This window comes from Rickettsiales bacterium, assembly GCA_029252805.1.
In the GTDB taxonomy this organism is placed as follows: Bacteria; Pseudomonadota; Alphaproteobacteria; order Rickettsiales; family JALZUV01; genus JALZUV01.
In genome coordinates this window covers 1-15,283 of the sequence record JAQXAR010000026.1, presented here as the reverse complement: position 1 = coordinate 15,283, position 15,283 = coordinate 1, and the positions used below count along the sequence as shown (strand labels likewise).

Genomic DNA, 15,283 nt, shown 5'->3' with positions numbered 1-15,283 from the left:
TCATGAGCTTATTAACAACGCTTACGAGCAGCGGTAATGCTTTTACTGAGCTAGTCTCGCGCCCTTCATTAGAGGTGTATTTCGACGCGATTGATTCGCCGATCACCAAAGATGGCAGCGGCGATATCAGCCAGTGGAGTGATTTATCCGGTAACGGCAATCACGCGCTGCAGGTCGGGAGCGATCCGATGCCAACCTATGTAGCGGATAAGGACGGTTATCCGGCGATTTACAGTAATGGCGATACGGGGCGCAAACTCGACTTCACCCATAGTGTCACTCAGAATGACCCTTTCACCGTCATTGCTCTATTTCGAGGCGATGCTGTCACGCTAGATCCAACGACAGGTTCCTCTTTAAATGTGGTGTTCGCTTTTGGCGGTGCTGATACCTCAGATAACAGTGTCGCCTTGCGTCAAGATCGCACCAATGCGCAAAATTTTAGCTTTGTCGCCTATAGCAAAGGCTCCATCTTGGATGGCAACCCTTATGCGGCGTTTGAAAGTTTCGCGATCACCTATGACCAGGAGGATGTGTCGGTTCACTATGGTGATACGCTTGAAGGTGGTGGCGGTGCGGCGGGGGCAACCCGTGTGTTTGGAAAGGGCTGTTTATTTAACGAACAACCCAGCCATTCTGCTCGTACCGGTATCGGTTGGTTCCGTAGTTTATTGCTCTCCAAAGAAGCCTTGTCCGATACGGATCGCAATACTATCATCACAGCCATGAAAGCCCGTTATGGTCTCACCTAAACTTAAGGGTAGGCGAGCAAGTGCCGTTTCCCGTTGGCGGTGAAGTTTACACGGCATGTAGCTTTTAAGATTATTACCTCTCTGTCCACCTTATCCCTTGCAGGTTTATTCCTGTGGGGGAGCTTTTTATGGCTATTGCCTAAACAGATGAGTCTCGTTAGATTGCCCCATGGAAAAATTTCACGGAATTATCACAGCGCTTGTCACCCCGTTTCGTCAGGGTGCGGTGGATGATGCTGCATTGGAAGCGCTCATTAACTGGCAAATTGCCGAAGGCGTACATGGCTTGGTTCCTTGTGGCACGACTGGCGAGTGTGCGACGCTTACCCATGAAGAACATACGCATGTGGTGAAGCGCACGGTCGAAATCGCCGCCGGGCGCGTGCCGATTATTGCCGGTGCAGGTTCAAACTCGACAGATGAGGCGATCTTATTAGCGCAAGCCGCCCAAGCTAGCGGTGCGCAGGCTATTTTATCGGTGGCACCTTACTATAATAAACCGTCGCAGGATGGAATTTTTGCGCATTTCGAGGCGATCCATAATGCCTGTGATTTGCCGATCATCCTTTATAACATCCCCGGTCGTAGCGTGATTGATATGGGCGATGCGCTGATTGCACGCCTTGCGGAACTTCCTCGTATTATCGGCCTTAAAGATGCGACCGGCGATTTATCGCGCGTCAGCACGTTACGCTCCTTAGCGGGGAACGATTTTATCCAACTCTCAGGCGAAGATATGACCGCTATCGGTTTTAATGCGATGGGCGGTGTCGGCTGTATCTCGGTGACCTCTAATGTTATGCCGGCAGCGCTGGTAAAAATTCAGGAACTGGCAGCACGGGGTGATTTTCAGGCCGCTCTTGCGTTGCATGATGGTATGGTTGATTTGCATGAAGCGATGTTCTGCACGTCCTCTCCAGCTCCTGCGAAATATGCATTAGCGCATTTGGGTAAATGCTCGCCGGAGGTTCGCCTTCCGATCGTGCCGGTCGATGAAGCCGCAAAACGGCAAATTGACGCAGCGCTTGCCGGTTTAAATCTGATATAATTATGACTTCTAAAAAAACCAGTAAAAACACCCTCATCTCACATGGGGTCGTCGCGAATAACAAACGCGCGCGCTATGATTATGAGATCACGGATGAGGTCGAAGCAGGGTTGATTCTCACCGGAACCGAAGTGAAGTCGATGCGCAATGGTAAGGCGCAAATCAATGAAGCTTATGTGGGTGAGAAGGATGGCGGGCTATGGTTGCTCGGCGGTGCTATTGCACAATATCCTGGAGGAAATCGCGAAAACCACGAAGAGAAACGCCCGCGTAAATGTCTGCTGCATAAGAAGCAGGAAAAGAAGCTGATGGGCGAAATTGCCAAAAAAGGAATCACCCTTGTTCCGATGAAGCTTTACTTTAACGAGCGTGGATTAGCGAAACTTCTCATTGGCTTAGGTAAGGGTAAGAAGGAATTTGAAAAACGTGCGACCATCAAAAAGCGTGATTGGGATAAACAAAAATCCCGCATCATGAAAGATCATGGCTAGCGTTCTAGTCCGTAAATAAACTCATGATCTGCATGGCTGCCGACCATGTATTTATATTCGCCTTTTTTGCTGAATCCGTAGCGGTGGTAGAAGCGATGTGCGCCTTTATTCTCTGAAAATACGCTGAGGTAAATCGCCTTTTTCTCAGCCATATCCTCCATCATATGTTGCATGAGCGTATGGCCGATTTTTTGTCCGCGATAAGCATCATCGACATAAAGCCGGTGTACCTCGCCGCAAGGAGTGATCGGTTTTTCGAGCGGCAAACCCATCTCTCCCCATTTAGCATAACCGATGATTTTACTTTTATCCGTTACGAGTAAGAGGTTCGAATTCTTGAAGGCTTGTTGGTGATACTCTGGAGAGTAATCCTCTGCTAAATGCTGGTCCAAATCTTCCTTTTGGTAAATATGCCCAAACTTTTCAACCATCGTGCGGATGGAAAATTCACGAAGTTCCGAAAGATCTGCTTGCTCGGCAGGACGATAAATAAGGTTTTTCATACTATCGTTTATCGGAAAAAAACTCTTTCAATGCAAGTGCACAATCTGATTCCATCATGCCGCCCACCACTTCGGGTGCGTGATGGCAGGTCGATTGTTGGTAGAAGCGTCCCCCATGCTCAACGCCGCCGCCCTTAGGATCGTAAGCGCCAAAATAGAGTCGACGGATACGCCCAAAGCTAATGGCTGCCGCGCACATGGCGCAAGGTTCTAACGTCACGTATAGATCGCAATCGGGCAGGCGGGTGGATTCAAGGCGATCACAGGCAGCGCGGATGGCTAATAATTCAGCATGCGCGCAAGGGTCGTTATTCGTTTCGGTCAGGTTATGCGCTGCGGCGATCACTTTGCCATCTTTGACGATAACCGCGCCCACAGGCACTTCGCCCTTTTGAGCCGCTTTCTTTGCAAGGTCTAACGCTTGCTGCATGAAAGGCATGATTACTTACGGAAGGTATCGATGCTGATCACTTCAGCTACCGGGCGCTTATCTTTGCTTTTCTTGCTGCTGCTCGCATCATTGACGGGATCACCATCGACGAGCGGGAGTTCGGCATCTTCATCATCAAAGTCGAAATCATCATCCACAAGGTGGAATTGAAGGCCGAACTTGATCGATGGATCGGCAAAAGCCGTCATCGCTGCGAAAGGCACGACCAGTTTTTCGGGGCGTTTATTAAAGCTGAGCGTGATAGAGAATTGCTCATCCGTCACGATAAGATCCCAAAATTGATGCTGTAGCACGATGGTCATCTCATTCGGATATTTCTTCTTCAGGGTCAAAGAGAGTTCCGAGCCTTCATAATTCGTATCGAACGTAATGAAGAAATGATGCTCGCCGGGCAATTCGCCTTCGGCTTCAACCTGACGTAACGCTTGCTTAACCACGCTACGCATAGCATCGTCAATCATTGTCGGGTAGTCGATTAAGATGTCGTCTTCCATATCCATGTCATTCATATCCAATTTCGCAAATCTTTAAGGCTAATGTTATCCTAATGTAGTGCGCGGCAAGCCTTTTACCAGTGTTTAACTCACGATAAAGCGAAAAACTTAAGAAAAGGGTAAGATGACGTGGTTTATTTGCGGGGGGTGAGGGAGAAGCTTGGCATTAAGTGTCTTTTACCGAGGGCGCCCTTTTGGGGGTGGGCGTTTGGGCGTGGGGCGTGGGTTCCCATCATCACTGCGTTTTCCAGGCTTGTGGCGTACTTTCTTGCCATCTTGATCTTTTGGCGGCTTTTTATCGCCATTTTCAATTGTAGGTGACGCTCCAACACTCTTTGCCCAATCATCTTTGTAATTCACTATCATTGCTCTTGCGCACTGTTATCGGAGACTCTAGCCTAGCACTTAAATCTTAACGAATCGTAAGCGAGAGAGCGACCATGAGCGAAAAATTTATCTATCACATGCATGACCTTAAGAAAACCTACACCGGTGGTAAGGAAGTACTTAAGGGGATTTATCTTAGCTTTTACCCGGGCGCGAAAATTGGTCTGCTGGGTCCTAATGGTGCGGGTAAATCAACCCTCCTCAAAATTATGGCTGGCGTGGATACAGATTATGTCGGTGAAGCATGGGCCGCTGAAGGCACCAAGATCGGTTATTTAGAGCAAGAGCCACATCTGGACGAATCTAAAACCGTGATGGAAAATATCCTGCTGGGCTTGGCTGAAAAGAAAGCCCTTGTTGATCGTTATAACGAGATCATGATGGACTATACCGATGAGGTGGCCGATGAAGCCTCTGACCTTCAAGATAAAATCGATGCGGCGAATGCTTGGGATTTAGAGCGCGAAGCCGAAGTGGCGATGGATGCGCTTCGCACGCCTCCCGGTGATTCTGAAGTCGCTCAACTTTCCGGGGGTGAGAAGCGTCGTGTGGCACTTTGTAAGCTCCTCCTAGAGAAGCCCGATATGCTATTGCTCGATGAGCCAACCAACCATTTGGATGCCGAATCCGTCGCATGGCTTGAGCATTTTCTTGAGCAGTATGAGGGCACCGTCGTGATGATTACCCATGATCGTTACTTCCTCGATAATGTAACGGGCTGGATTTTGGAGCTCGATCGCGGGCAGGGCATCCCTTACGAGGGTAACTATTCGACCTATCTCGAAGCGAAAGCCAAGCGTGTTGCGCAAGAAGAGCGCGAAGATGGCAATAAGCAAAAGAAAATCGAAGAAGAGTTGGAGTGGGTGCGTAGTTCACCGAAAGCGCGTCAAACGAAGTCAAAAGCGCGTCTTAAAAGCTTTGATGAATTGGTGCGTAATGCCGCTGAAAAACGCAGCGGGAATGCGCAAATCATCATCCCTGCTGCCGAACGTTTGGGGCAAAATGTGATCAATGTCGAAGGGGTGAGCAAAGCCTTTGGCGACCGTTTGCTGATCGATGATCTCAGCTTCGATATCCCGCCCGGGGCGATTGTCGGTGTCATCGGGCCAAACGGTGCCGGTAAAACGACCTTGTTTAAAATGATCACCGAACAAGAAAAACCCGATTCTGGAGCCGTCACCATTGGTGAATCCGTACAGCTTGGTTATATCGACCAATCACGTGATTCACTCGATGGTTCGAAAACCGTATTTGAAGAAATTTCTGGCGGCACGGACATGATCTATCTCGGAAAAACTGAGATGAAATCCCGCGCCTATTGCTCAGCCTTTAACTTCAAAGGCTCCGATCAACAAAAGAAAGTCGGACAAATCTCCGGCGGTGAACGTAACCGTGTGCATTTAGCCAAAATGCTCAAAGCCGGCAATAATGTCATCATGCTCGATGAGCCGACCAACGATTTGGATGTTGAAACCCTCCGTGCACTCGAAGATGCCTTACTAGAATTTGCTGGTTGCGCGATTGTTATCTCGCATGATCGCTGGTTCTTGGATCGTATTGCTACCCATATTCTCGCTTTTGAAGGCGATAGTCATGTGGAATGGTTTGAAGGGAACTTCGCCGATTACGAAGCCGACTATGAGCGTCGCTACGGCCATAAATTTGAGCCACGTGCCATCAAGTTCAAGCCATTGGCTCGCAAAGCGGGCTAGTGGTTACGGCCCGTTGAGGGCAGTAGTTGATAGAGTGGTATGTTCATATGGGTGGCCAGCAAGGCCAGTTGTTCGAGCGTGACCGTTCGTTTGCCTAATTCGATCTCATCTAGCCTGTTGATGCCGAAACCGCATTGCTGTGCCAGTGTGTGGAGTGATAATTTTTGGCGTTGGCGCTCTCGCAGCAACTGACGGCCAATCGTGCGACGCATTTTGCGGAGTTCAATTTTGTTGTTTATATCCATAATAGATACATTATACACCGTAACGGTGTTGTACAAGTGTTTTTTTCATAACCATATTGGTGTGATGAGTGGTATTGGGGAAAATTTGCGCAAGCGGGCGCGTGAGTTGGGATGGAGCGATGCGGAAGTGGCGCGTCAAGTGGGTATTAGCCAGCAGCGATATAGTCGCTATGTGAAGGATGACCGCGAACCCGATTTCGCCACGTTACGCCGCATTTGCGAAGTGCTAGAACTCACCTTCGACGAAGCCTTCGCGCAGGATTAGTACGCTTTAGCGCAGGGTCGTCACAAAACTGTCATTATTATTTGCACACTTGTTCCTGTACTATGGCGGGGTATTAATGCGTTCTTTGAACTCTTTTGTTATCCATTTTGGATCACGCCCCCTCAATTAAACCTCGCCAGAAGAGTTTACTCACGGCGCATTTATGTACTTTTAATCAGTCTAAAATCAGAGATTTTTTTTACACACTAAAACAATTTCAAAATGAAAATTCTAAAATTTGTGTTCATTTTTACAGTATTTCTTTTTTCCACGTCTTGCGGCAAAACAGAAAAACCCAACATTCCAGATGACTTGCCAAATGTATCGGATGTTGCCACCCTAACCAACGATAAAGGGTCGGTGAAGAAATTTATATTTTTCAGCCCTACTAAAGCAGAAGCCAATGATGGCTCTGTACTGTATATTGATAGATCAGCTTTTACCAGAAAGCAGATGTCATGCGCTAAAGGTATGATGCTTTTTGAGAGCAGTTTTGATGCTACAGGCTTAAGTTACATGGCGATTAAAGGAGGAGCAAATTGCGCAACGCAATTACGCGGTTGGTTGGAAATAAAAGGCCGACCTAAACTCTCTCAAATCTCTTCTGTGCGAAGTTCACAGAAAGACATTTCTCAATTTGGGGAGTTGATTTGGCAGCCGATTGCGAAAGGGTTGTCTTTAGAAAAAGATGGTTTCACCATGAAGTGGGACGGTGAGGAATACATCGTCAAAAAGGCCCTATCTCGGGGAGGAATTGATCACCATAACCAAGGTGGTTACAATGTTACTTACGAAATCATAGGGTATATTTATGATAAGGAAGGAAAAATAATTAAAAATTTGCAAGTGTATTTACATTATGCATCTGCAACAGAAGGGGGTATTTCTTGCCAAATCGGTACAGAGGACTCGGTACTCACTATTGGAACCCATAAGGGGTTTATTTTTAATAGAGTAGCAGGAAAGATTAGAAATTTAAGGTTTTATCAAAATGGAGAACTCCTCCTATAAAACTTTAGAATTCATAATTTCTTTAAAATATTTTTTACAAACTATCTCTGATCAATGTTGATAACACCGCTACGGCACCTTTTTTAAAAGGAGCTTTGGCGGTGTTATTTTTTTGGTGTTGAATTTTCCTTAAACCAACTCCACAAACTCGGCCATAATCCGTTTTTTCTCGCCGCTATTAAAGGCGATCTCTAGGGTGTCATCTTGCTTTTTGATCACGATTCCTTCGCCGAATTTTGGGTGAGCGACACGGGTGCCGGGGGCGTGAGTGTCGCGTGATTGCGTCGCAGTTTTATGCTTTGCTTTTTGCGGTAAACCGCCGAAGCTTCCGCCGGCATTTTGCATGATACTGGCCATTTCATCGGCGAAGTTATCGCGGCTCTTTGCGAAGCGGTTATAGCTGTGACGGCTATAGTGATCTTGGGCGTCAACATGTTCCGGCGGTAGTTCGGTAATGAAACGCGATGGTACGGTTGGCTGCCACTCAATGCCGCCTTTGGTGAAGAAGCGGCGGCGTTCGGCGTGGCTGATAAAGACCTGTTTGCGCGCGCGTGTGATGCCAACATAAGCAAGGCGGCGCTCTTCCTCTAAGCCCTCTTTACCCGATTCATCGAGTGAGCGTTGGTGCGGAAATACTCCTTCTTCCCAACCGGGTAAAAAGATGACATCAAATTCGAGCCCTTTGGCGGCGTGCAGGGTCATTAACGTGACCATCTCGCCATCGTTTCCGCGATTCGCTTCAGCGATATCGGTGACTAAACTCACATGTTCGAGGAAAGCCGTTAGGCTTTCAAAATCGCCCATCGCACGTACGAGTTCTCGTAGATTCTCCAAGCGGCCATTGGCTTCGGCGTTCTTTTCCTTCTCCCACATAGCGCGATAGCCGGATTCATCGAGGATCATATCGGTGATCTCGCCAATCGGCATGGTACCAAGCAGGGTGCGCCAACGCACAAGTTGTCCGAGTAAGTGAGCGATCGAATCCGCGACTTTTCCGCGCATTTGCTTCTCGTCAATCAGGCGTTTGGCGGCATCAACCATGTTGATATTCCACGCGCGCGCAGCGGAATGAATCTTCTCCATCGTCGCTTTACCCACGCCTCGTTTAGGCGTGTTGATGATGCGCTCAAATGCGAGATTATCGGAGGCGGTTTGGGTCACGCGTAAGTAGCCGGTAATGTCGCGAATCTCCACGCGCTCATAAAAGCGTTGTCCGCCAATCACTTGATACGGCAGGCCTAGCGTGAGCAAGCGTTCCTCAAATTGGCGAGTCTGGAAGCCGGCGCGCACCAAGATAGCCATCTCACTATAGGCGACATCATTGCGGCGTAGGTGTTCAATTTTCTCGCCCAGTTGGTAGGCTTCTTCTTCGCTATCGGCGGTTGTTTGGAGTTGTAGTTTGTCGCCATCTGGGCTTTCAGTCCAAAGCGTTTTTCCTAAGCGTGTGTCATTATGATTGATTAAATGCGACGCCGCGGCCAAAATTTGCGGCGTAGAGCGATAATTCTGTTCAAGACGAATAATGGCGGCTCCGGGGAAATCTTTCTCAAATTTTAGAATATTTCCTACTTCAGCGCCACGCCATCCATAGATAGATTGGTCATCATCTCCGACACAGCAAAGGTTCTTGTGACCTAGTGCTAGCAAGCGTAACCAGAGATATTGCGCGATGTTCGTGTCCTGATACTCATCGACCATAATATACTTAAAGCGCTGGCCATACTGTTGTAAAATATCGGGGTGTTTATTGAAGAGTGTGAGGCAATGAAGCAAGAGATCACCAAAATCCATGCAATTCATATTGAGCATGCGTTTCTGGTATTCTTCATAAATTTCAAATACCTGTTTGCCACCCGTTACCATTTTATCGGCATGGGAGACTTTTTCCGGTATTAGGCCCTTATCCTTCCAATTTTGAATATTCCACACAAATTGCTTTGGCGGGTTCTGTTTTGGGTCAATATTCTTCTCAATCAAGATCGTTTTGATCAGGCGAATTTGATCATCCGTATCCAAAATAATATAATCGCTACTAAAGCCGATCCTCTCCGCATGGCGACGCAGGATTTTTGCGCTGATCGAGTGAAAAGTGCCAAGCCATGGAAGTGGGCCACTGCTTTGCCCCTCGGCATTCGTCACCAGTGTTTCGGCGCGTTTTGCCATTTCACGAGCGGCTTTATTGGTAAAGGTGACGGAGAGGATTTCGCTCGGCCACGCTTTGCCGGTATTGAGCAAATGCGCGATACGTGCCGTCAGAACGCTCGTCTTGCCCGTACCTGCGCCGGAGAGTACCAAAACAGCACCTTCTGTCGTTGTGACCGCCTCTTGTTGGGGCGAATTAAGGCGATCTAGGTAAGTGGTAGTATTACCCACTTGATTTTCGTTTGATTTCAATGCAGTTTCCATCACGTTATGCGCGACTTTCTTGGTTTATTTTTGCGGGGCTTCGTTATGGGAGCTGCCGACCTTGTCCCCGGAGTTTCCGGCGGCACCATGGCTTTCATTTTAGGGATCTATGAGCGCTTCATGCAAGCACTGAAATCGCTAAATGGCGATGCATTCTATCATTTTATCACCGGTAAGTGGAAATTGGTCTGGGAAGAGGTGGATGTTAAAACCTTAGCGGGTATCGGGTGTGGAATTTTATTTGCTCTGTTTTTCTTTACGCGGATTATCGCCCTGCCAACATGGTTGGTTTATTACAAGCCGCAAGTGTATGGCTTCTTCTTTGGGATGGTCTTTGCGACCGTCGTTGTTTTCCTTACTCAGCAAAAGAGTGCTAAATTGCTGCGATTGCTGACTCTTGCAATTGGTACGGCGCTTGGCTTGTTGTTGACTTCGCTGGATCTCGCTGCTTTGCCTGACACAAAACCGTATATCTTCCTGAGTGGTATGGTCGCGATATCAGCTATGTTACTGCCTGGAATTTCGGGATCTTACATTTTGCTGATGTTGGGTAAGTATGAATTCATATTGAATGCGCTTGCGGCGCTGCACTGGCCCGTGTTGGGGATATTCCTGGCAGGTATTGTCGTGGGGATGTTGTTGTTTGTGCGCGTGCTAACGTGGTTACTTGCGAAATATCACGATACGATGCTGATGTTTATTACAGGGCTGATTGCAGGAACATTACCGCAGCTATGGCCCTTACCCTTTATGACGCAGTCTGACGCTGGATCTTTAGGTGTCGTGGCTTTGTGCATGTTAGGCGGTGTAGCCTTAATTTCTGCACTGCATTGGTTGCAGGTGCAGCTCTCAGACTAGTGATCTGCTTATTCTTCAGGGGGGTGTCTACTCGTGCTTCGATGGAGCCCCTTTGCGTTAACTGATGGCTCTGCGGCCTACTTGCATGCTCTTTATATAACTAAGAAGAAAGGGGTGGCGATAATAGGCTGAGTCGGGGGTAAGCGTGAGCGTACGACAGTCCATTAGGAGTCCGGCAGGGGTGAGGGGGGTAATCAAATAATTTTACGTAAAGTGCAAAAAAAACCCCGCCGTGAGGCAGGGCTTTCCTTTAATAAAAACTAAGCTTATGTATTGCCAGTCTCTAGTGCAGTACCAATCTTGGTGTATGTATTCTCTAGCTGGCCACTTACGAAGCTTAACGCCGCGATAATAGCAACAGATAGAAGTGCGGCGATTAGGCCATATTCAATAGCCGTTGCGCCTGATTCATCTTTAAAAAGTTCTTTGAGCATAGTCATAATAGTCTCCTTAACATTAGCTCTTCATTTTAGAGAGAAGCTGTGTTCTCTCTCACATACGCTGAATTTTTCAGCTACCTTAATATTAACATAAGTTAGCAAATCTACAAAGCGGTTTCTAAAAACAAGTTTTAGGTAAGTTTCTGTAAAGTCATATAAAATTTGAGATATTTTTCGCTAAAATATGAAACATTTATGACGGGCTAGTCAAAACTGATGCGTCTACACCACAGTTTTTCTAGAAAGCTTAGGGAGTGGTTCAAATCTGCGATGCTATTATAGGCGCAATGGGAGCGTTGTTGCCAGGAATGAGGGGTGTTTTGTTGGTAGATGCAATATTTGAGTGTTATTTCGAGTAAGTGGTTGCGCCGTAGGTGTGCGGTGGCGTCTTTCCATTCGTCTTCACGCTCTCGTTTCCAGCTCTCATCGTCTTGTTTGTGGAGAATCCCTTTTTCGCGTGCGGCATCCAAAGATTGGGGGGTGGTGGAGCCATATCGTAAGGTGTAAAGCCAGCGAAAATGTAAGCCACACCAATGCTGTTTGCTAGAGATGAGTTCGTGCTCACGTAGCCAATCGAGCGGTTCTGTTGTCAGGTTGAGTCGACGTTTTTTGCGTAGCTCTGCGGTACCTTTATCGACGTCTTCGCGCTTCTGTTTGGGGCGACCTCTGCGGCTTGAAAATCCCATCAGACTAATTCCTTCTCGTTTTTCTTATCAGGACTATTCTGCTTTGAAGGGTTGCAAGAGGCGCGCCACTGGCAATCACGTTTGAGGGCTTCAATCGACTGCTCGCGAATGTATGTCGGATCAAATCCTGCATAGTCGCAGACCATTCTATAGTCGTTGCTATTGCTTGTTAGCCAACAAAGGGATTGAGATTTTTCATATTTCAGCTCCATCTTTTTTGATTTGCTCGAGGCATCCATAAGCGCTTGCGTGATGACGGCGCGCCACAATGCTTGCTCTCCTCGAATGCCCATTATTGGAATCTCCGCTCCATAATACCTCATGATTTTCATCCTCCCAGTATGATAAATCTTATTATAATATAAGATATATCCATATTAATTTCAGGTGGAAGTATCAAAATGAACCAAGAAGAAAAAAAAGCGGCAGGCACCTTGCTTGCACGTATGGCTAATATATTGGATGTCGCTGAGGAAGTGGCTGAAAAAATTCTGACTGAAGTCACCGGAGCAACTGACATAAGTCAAATAAAAACAAGTACATTGCTAGGAGACTTAATCAAATTGATCCAATTGCTTGAGAAGCAATATACTTTTTTGCGAACCATTGAAAAAGAGCAGGAGGCGACCAAAGAGATACCGCAACCGAATGAACAAATAATTAGGAATTATCTAAATAAAAAACATGGTAGGGAAACCCGCGCCGAGAAAAAGCTACGTAAAGGCAAGCAGAAACATGTTTAAAATGGGCGAGGCTCTCCTGCAGCATCAACTGCTCGCGTTGGAAGCGCAGGCCATGCAAAGCAGCTTTTTGGCCTTTCTGCATAATGCGTTTATGTCGTTGAATGGTGGCGCAACTTACCATGAGAACTGGCATATTGAAGTGCTTGCAACCTATTTACAGGCAGTTGAATCCGGCGCCATTCGCCGGCTTATCATTAATATGCCGCCGCGTTATTTAAAGTCGCTTACCGTATCGGTCGCTTGGCCAGCTTGGCTGTTAGGGCAAGATCCTGCGAGGCGGGTGATCGTCGCATCCTATGCGGAAAGATTGAGCCTGAAGCACTCGCTCGATTGCCGTCATCTGCTGGGTGAGGCATGGTTCAAGCGTGCGTACCCGCAGCTGGAAATCTTCACAGGGCAGAATGAAAAACATAAGTTTGTGACGACGCACCATGGCTTTCGCTTGGCGGCTTCGGTCGGCGGCGCACTCACGGGCGAGGGCGGTAATATCTTGATTATCGATGACCCCATCAACCCGCTTAATGCCGAATCTAAAGTCGCGCGTGATAAGGTCAACCGCTGGTTTGAGCATACGTTTTCCTCCCGTTTAAATGATAAAAGACACGGCGCAATCGTGCTGGTCATGCAGCGTGTACATGAAGAGGATTTGACGGGTTACTTACGAAAGAAAGGCGGATGGGAGGTGTTGGAGCTTCCCGCACTCGCGCCGCAAACCCAGTTTTACAATCACCATCTGCGCCGTGAAGGCGAGGTCTTGCATCCTGCGCGTGAGGATTTAATGCAGCTTGAAAAGGTCAAATATGAGATGGGAAGTCAAAGCTTTTCGGCACAATATCAGCAGCGCCCACGGCCACGCGATGGTTCGATGATCCGTCGCAGTTGGCTGCTCTATGATGATGTCCCGCCGACGGGAGGCCAGATCGTGCAAAGCTGGGATACCGCCATTAAAGCTGGGCAAAACAATGATCCGTCTGTCTGTATCACCGCGCAATTGGTGCAGGGCGAATGTCATATTCTGGAGGTGCTATGTGAGCGGTTGGAATATCATCATTTGCGTGCTGCGCTGTTGGCGCGAGCGGAGAAATGGCAACCGGATGCGATCTTGATTGAGGATAAGGCCTCTGGCCAATCGCTGCTGCAAGATCTGCGCGCCGATACTAATCTGCCGTTGGTTCCGATTATGCCCAAGCAAGATAAGCTCACCCGCTTTGCCGCCGTCACGCCAATGATCGAATCTGGCCGAATGATATTACCCACCCAAGCCCTGTGGCTGGCCGATTTTGAGCATGAACTCCTAAGCTTCCCCGCATCCGCCCACGATGATCAAGTCGATGCCCTAAGCCAGCTACTCAGCTGGTGGAAGCGGCGGGAGAATAAAGGAAAAATGGGTGTGAGAAGGGTGTAGAAACGACAAAACCGCTAAAACTCTTCCCATTGGAAGCAGTTCTAGCGGTTTGTTTTTTACGATATCACTCTTATCTTTTCTACTGGTTTTACCAGTCGAGGGTGTTGGAAGGCATTATTAACAACCTGTTCCATCCATTTGCATCACAGTCGATAACTGTGCAGGTTGGGGTGTTGAACACGTAGTATTTTTTGCCTTGTAGTTGGTGGCTGCTATATGGCTACCGTCCGGGATTTCGACTCCATTGGGTAGAAGTTGATTTCCATTCAAGAAGCTAAAATAAGCAACTACCCAATTACTTGGGTTACCTGCTGGTCGAGGGAATAGCGTGCTTCCACCTACTAAGATCACTTCTTTTTTGTGATCTAAAAGCACGTCCTTGTACTTTTTTGAGGTTTCGTCGCCAAATTTTTCGATGACTAAAACTTTTCCAAAAGGCTGAAAATTATAGCCTGTATCAGTAAGTTGCTCTTGGATGGTCCTTAGGTCAATTATGTCTAGAGCTTGATAATCCAGTACTAGCTCTTGGGCCTGTATTGTAAGGGATACGAAAAGGAACAATGTTAAGATTAATGGTACTTTTTTCATAATGAATTAATTTTACTGAAGTTTTAAAATGTTTTTTAAAATGAAATTTAAGAAATTAAATAAACGTTTCTTCGTACGCATAAGGTAAGAAAATTCGATAGAGTGATATCGTAGGTCATCAGAATGATGAGTAATATGTATGCAAAAGTGAGCAAAGAAACTGAGGTATCATAAGGCACAGGCTTGCCTTTGTTTGTGACAATTGTGTGAAATCTAGGTTTTTCTGCGAATTAGCCTAAAAACGAGCTGTTAGGTCGATTGATTTCATTCTCAATACGCACAATTTGGGGATAGCTAACCGGTTTGCCCATTTCATCCAATAGGCCCTGGACGTGGTCTGCAGTCACTTCTCCCTGTTCTACAGCCACGGCTTCCGCATTGAGGTATACGGCTCTTCAGGGTCACAAGTTTTAAGCAACGCTTGGCCAATCATCTGCTTTTTAGTGAAATCACCCTCTACTGGGGGGGATTGTATGTTTCGCTTTTCTGACGTGTGACGGCTGCATTGATATAATCTGCGATATATTTGGCTGCTTTAACATTGGGATTTCCTGTCGACATCGATGCGCTCTTTCACTGGTTCTAAGCCGTTAGAGTAAAGGATAGGGGTTAAATAAGTGTTATGAATTCAAATAATCTAAAAAAAGCCACTTCCGAGAATTTATTTTTAGGTTATTTCTTGGGGCTGACACCTAATAATATTCTTTGAGCAACTTTTTCAGGTCTGCCAGTAAGTCACTTGGTGTGCCCATATTAAACCTCCACTCACATTCTTTCAAGAACAGATTAAAATGCTCT

At 47.1% G+C, this 15,283-nt stretch carries 19 protein-coding genes and 1 pseudogene; 9 read left to right on the top strand and 11 right to left on the bottom strand.

The features are described from left to right. Positions 1 to 2: 2 nt before the first annotated feature. The 3 genes from P8P30_05640 (at position 3) to smpB (ending at position 2,291) form a co-directional block, all read left to right on the top strand. Positions 3 to 752: a hypothetical protein gene (locus P8P30_05640; protein ID MDG1287032.1), complete on the top strand. Its 750-nt coding sequence runs from the start codon at positions 3 to 5 to the stop codon at positions 750 to 752. 169 nt (positions 753 to 921) lie between these two features. Then, the gene (gene dapA, locus P8P30_05635) at positions 922 to 1,800 is read left to right on the top strand and encodes a 4-hydroxy-tetrahydrodipicolinate synthase (protein ID MDG1287031.1); all 879 of its coding nucleotides are present in this window, start codon (positions 922 to 924) and stop codon (positions 1,798 to 1,800) included. A gap of 2 nt (positions 1,801 to 1,802) precedes the next feature. After that, positions 1,803 to 2,291 (top strand): SsrA-binding protein SmpB, encoded by a 489-nt coding sequence (gene smpB / locus P8P30_05630; GenBank protein ID MDG1287030.1) that lies wholly within the window; start codon positions 1,803 to 1,805, stop codon positions 2,289 to 2,291. Here the strand turns inward: smpB and P8P30_05625 are convergent. The 4 genes from P8P30_05625 to P8P30_05610 form a co-directional block, all read right to left on the bottom strand. Beyond that, positions 2,288 to 2,794 (bottom strand): GNAT family N-acetyltransferase, encoded by a 507-nt coding sequence (locus tag P8P30_05625; GenBank protein ID MDG1287029.1) that lies wholly within the window; start codon positions 2,792 to 2,794, stop codon positions 2,288 to 2,290. The two genes, smpB and P8P30_05625, sit on opposite strands and share 4 nt — an antisense overlap. Position 2,795: 1 nt before the next feature. Continuing rightward, positions 2,796 to 3,224, bottom strand: coding sequence for a nucleoside deaminase (locus tag P8P30_05620; GenBank protein ID MDG1287028.1), 429 nt, complete (start codon positions 3,222 to 3,224; stop codon positions 2,796 to 2,798). 11 nt (positions 3,225 to 3,235) lie between these two features. Continuing rightward, complete coding sequence (locus P8P30_05615; GenBank protein ID MDG1287027.1) at positions 3,236 to 3,754, bottom strand: ClpXP protease specificity-enhancing factor SspB; 519 nt, start codon at positions 3,752 to 3,754, stop codon at positions 3,236 to 3,238. A 162-nt stretch (positions 3,755 to 3,916) separates the two neighbouring features. Next, complete coding sequence (locus P8P30_05610; GenBank protein ID MDG1287026.1) at positions 3,917 to 4,105, bottom strand: hypothetical protein; 189 nt, start codon at positions 4,103 to 4,105, stop codon at positions 3,917 to 3,919. Positions 4,106 to 4,179: 74 nt separating this feature from the next. On the opposite strand from P8P30_05610, the gene ettA reads away from it, so the two are divergent. Next, positions 4,180 to 5,838, top strand: a complete 1,659-nt coding sequence (gene ettA / locus P8P30_05605; GenBank protein ID MDG1287025.1) for an energy-dependent translational throttle protein EttA — start codon at positions 4,180 to 4,182, stop codon at positions 5,836 to 5,838. Here the strand turns inward: ettA and P8P30_05600 are convergent. Further along, positions 5,835 to 6,083: a helix-turn-helix transcriptional regulator gene (locus P8P30_05600; GenBank protein ID MDG1287024.1), complete on the bottom strand. Its 249-nt coding sequence runs from the start codon at positions 6,081 to 6,083 to the stop codon at positions 5,835 to 5,837. The two genes, ettA and P8P30_05600, sit on opposite strands and share 4 nt — an antisense overlap. A 64-nt stretch (positions 6,084 to 6,147) precedes the next feature. Here P8P30_05600 and P8P30_05595 point away from each other — a divergent pair, with 64 nt between their 5' ends. Both P8P30_05595 and P8P30_05590 read left to right on the top strand, forming a co-directional pair. Then, the gene (locus tag P8P30_05595; GenBank protein ID MDG1287023.1) at positions 6,148 to 6,348 is read left to right on the top strand and encodes a helix-turn-helix transcriptional regulator; all 201 of its coding nucleotides are present in this window, start codon (positions 6,148 to 6,150) and stop codon (positions 6,346 to 6,348) included. A gap of 222 nt (positions 6,349 to 6,570) precedes the next feature. Beyond that, complete coding sequence (locus tag P8P30_05590) at positions 6,571 to 7,359, top strand: hypothetical protein (GenBank protein MDG1287022.1); 789 nt, start codon at positions 6,571 to 6,573, stop codon at positions 7,357 to 7,359. 435 nt (positions 7,360 to 7,794) lie between these two features. Here the strand turns inward: P8P30_05590 and P8P30_05585 are convergent. After that, positions 7,795 to 9,765: pseudogene (locus P8P30_05585) on the bottom strand (UvrD-helicase domain-containing protein). 45 nt (positions 9,766 to 9,810) lie between these two features. On the opposite strand from P8P30_05585, the gene P8P30_05580 reads away from it, so the two are divergent. Further along, entirely contained in the window at positions 9,811 to 10,623 is an 813-nt protein-coding gene (locus tag P8P30_05580) for a DUF368 domain-containing protein (protein ID MDG1287021.1), read from the top strand. 266 nt (positions 10,624 to 10,889) lie between these two features. Here the strand turns inward: P8P30_05580 and P8P30_05575 are convergent, their stop codons facing one another. The 3 genes from P8P30_05575 to P8P30_05565 form a co-directional block, all read right to left on the bottom strand. After that, on the bottom strand, positions 10,890 to 11,063 hold the full coding sequence (locus P8P30_05575) for a Flp family type IVb pilin (protein MDG1287020.1): 174 nt from the start codon (positions 11,061 to 11,063) through the stop codon (positions 10,890 to 10,892). A gap of 203 nt (positions 11,064 to 11,266) precedes the next feature. Then, positions 11,267 to 11,749 carry a hypothetical protein gene (locus tag P8P30_05570; protein ID MDG1287019.1) on the bottom strand — a complete coding sequence of 161 codons (483 nt, stop codon included), beginning with the start codon at positions 11,747 to 11,749 and terminating at the stop codon, positions 11,267 to 11,269. Continuing rightward, complete coding sequence (locus P8P30_05565) at positions 11,749 to 12,072, bottom strand: hypothetical protein (protein MDG1287018.1); 324 nt, start codon at positions 12,070 to 12,072, stop codon at positions 11,749 to 11,751. Before P8P30_05565 ends, P8P30_05570 begins: the two co-directional genes overlap by 1 nt. 78 nt (positions 12,073 to 12,150) lie before the next feature. Between P8P30_05565 and P8P30_05560 the strand changes: the two genes are divergently transcribed. Beyond that, the gene (locus P8P30_05560; protein ID MDG1287017.1) at positions 12,151 to 12,492 is read left to right on the top strand and encodes a hypothetical protein; all 342 of its coding nucleotides are present in this window, start codon (positions 12,151 to 12,153) and stop codon (positions 12,490 to 12,492) included. Then, positions 12,485 to 13,897 (top strand): phage terminase large subunit, encoded by a 1,413-nt coding sequence (gene terL / locus P8P30_05555; protein ID MDG1287016.1) that lies wholly within the window; start codon positions 12,485 to 12,487, stop codon positions 13,895 to 13,897. The genes P8P30_05560 and terL overlap by 8 nt, the downstream gene beginning before the upstream one ends. Before the next feature lie 117 nt (positions 13,898 to 14,014). On the opposite strand, the gene P8P30_05550 is transcribed toward terL, so the two are convergent. Both P8P30_05550 and P8P30_05545 read right to left on the bottom strand, forming a co-directional pair. Continuing rightward, positions 14,015 to 14,485: a hypothetical protein gene (locus P8P30_05550; protein MDG1287015.1), complete on the bottom strand. Its 471-nt coding sequence runs from the start codon at positions 14,483 to 14,485 to the stop codon at positions 14,015 to 14,017. A gap of 692 nt (positions 14,486 to 15,177) precedes the next feature. Further along, positions 15,178 to 15,283 (bottom strand): IS1595 family transposase (locus P8P30_05545; protein ID MDG1287014.1); only part of this gene is annotated, 106 nt, incomplete at its 5' end.

Excerpts from the sequence above, each read along its gene's own strand:
- P8P30_05640 (MDG1287032.1), top strand. The coding sequence starts at position 3 with ATGAGCTTATTAACAACGCTTACGAGCAGCGGTAATGCTTTTACTGAG.
- dapA (MDG1287031.1), top strand. The coding sequence starts at position 922 with ATGGAAAAATTTCACGGAATTATCACAGCGCTTGTCACCCCGTTTCGT.
- smpB (MDG1287030.1), top strand. The coding sequence starts at position 1,803 with ATGACTTCTAAAAAAACCAGTAAAAACACCCTCATCTCACATGGGGTC.
- P8P30_05625 (MDG1287029.1), bottom strand. The coding sequence starts at position 2,794 with ATGAAAAACCTTATTTATCGTCCTGCCGAGCAAGCAGATCTTTCGGAA.
- P8P30_05620 (MDG1287028.1), bottom strand. The coding sequence starts at position 3,224 with ATGCAGCAAGCGTTAGACCTTGCAAAGAAAGCGGCTCAAAAGGGCGAA.
- P8P30_05615 (MDG1287027.1), bottom strand. The coding sequence starts at position 3,754 with ATGAATGACATGGATATGGAAGACGACATCTTAATCGACTACCCGACA.
- P8P30_05610 (MDG1287026.1), bottom strand. The coding sequence starts at position 4,105 with ATGATAGTGAATTACAAAGATGATTGGGCAAAGAGTGTTGGAGCGTCA.
- ettA (MDG1287025.1), top strand. The coding sequence starts at position 4,180 with ATGAGCGAAAAATTTATCTATCACATGCATGACCTTAAGAAAACCTAC.
- P8P30_05600 (MDG1287024.1), bottom strand. The coding sequence starts at position 6,083 with ATGGATATAAACAACAAAATTGAACTCCGCAAAATGCGTCGCACGATT.
- P8P30_05595 (MDG1287023.1), top strand. The coding sequence starts at position 6,148 with ATGAGTGGTATTGGGGAAAATTTGCGCAAGCGGGCGCGTGAGTTGGGA.
- P8P30_05590 (MDG1287022.1), top strand. The coding sequence starts at position 6,571 with ATGAAAATTCTAAAATTTGTGTTCATTTTTACAGTATTTCTTTTTTCC.
- P8P30_05580 (MDG1287021.1), top strand. The coding sequence starts at position 9,811 with ATGGGAGCTGCCGACCTTGTCCCCGGAGTTTCCGGCGGCACCATGGCT.
- P8P30_05575 (MDG1287020.1), bottom strand. The coding sequence starts at position 11,063 with ATGACTATGCTCAAAGAACTTTTTAAAGATGAATCAGGCGCAACGGCT.
- P8P30_05570 (MDG1287019.1), bottom strand. The coding sequence starts at position 11,749 with ATGGGATTTTCAAGCCGCAGAGGTCGCCCCAAACAGAAGCGCGAAGAC.
- P8P30_05565 (MDG1287018.1), bottom strand. The coding sequence starts at position 12,072 with ATGAGGTATTATGGAGCGGAGATTCCAATAATGGGCATTCGAGGAGAG.
- P8P30_05560 (MDG1287017.1), top strand. The coding sequence starts at position 12,151 with ATGAACCAAGAAGAAAAAAAAGCGGCAGGCACCTTGCTTGCACGTATG.
- terL (MDG1287016.1), top strand. The coding sequence starts at position 12,485 with ATGTTTAAAATGGGCGAGGCTCTCCTGCAGCATCAACTGCTCGCGTTG.
- P8P30_05550 (MDG1287015.1), bottom strand. The coding sequence starts at position 14,485 with ATGAAAAAAGTACCATTAATCTTAACATTGTTCCTTTTCGTATCCCTT.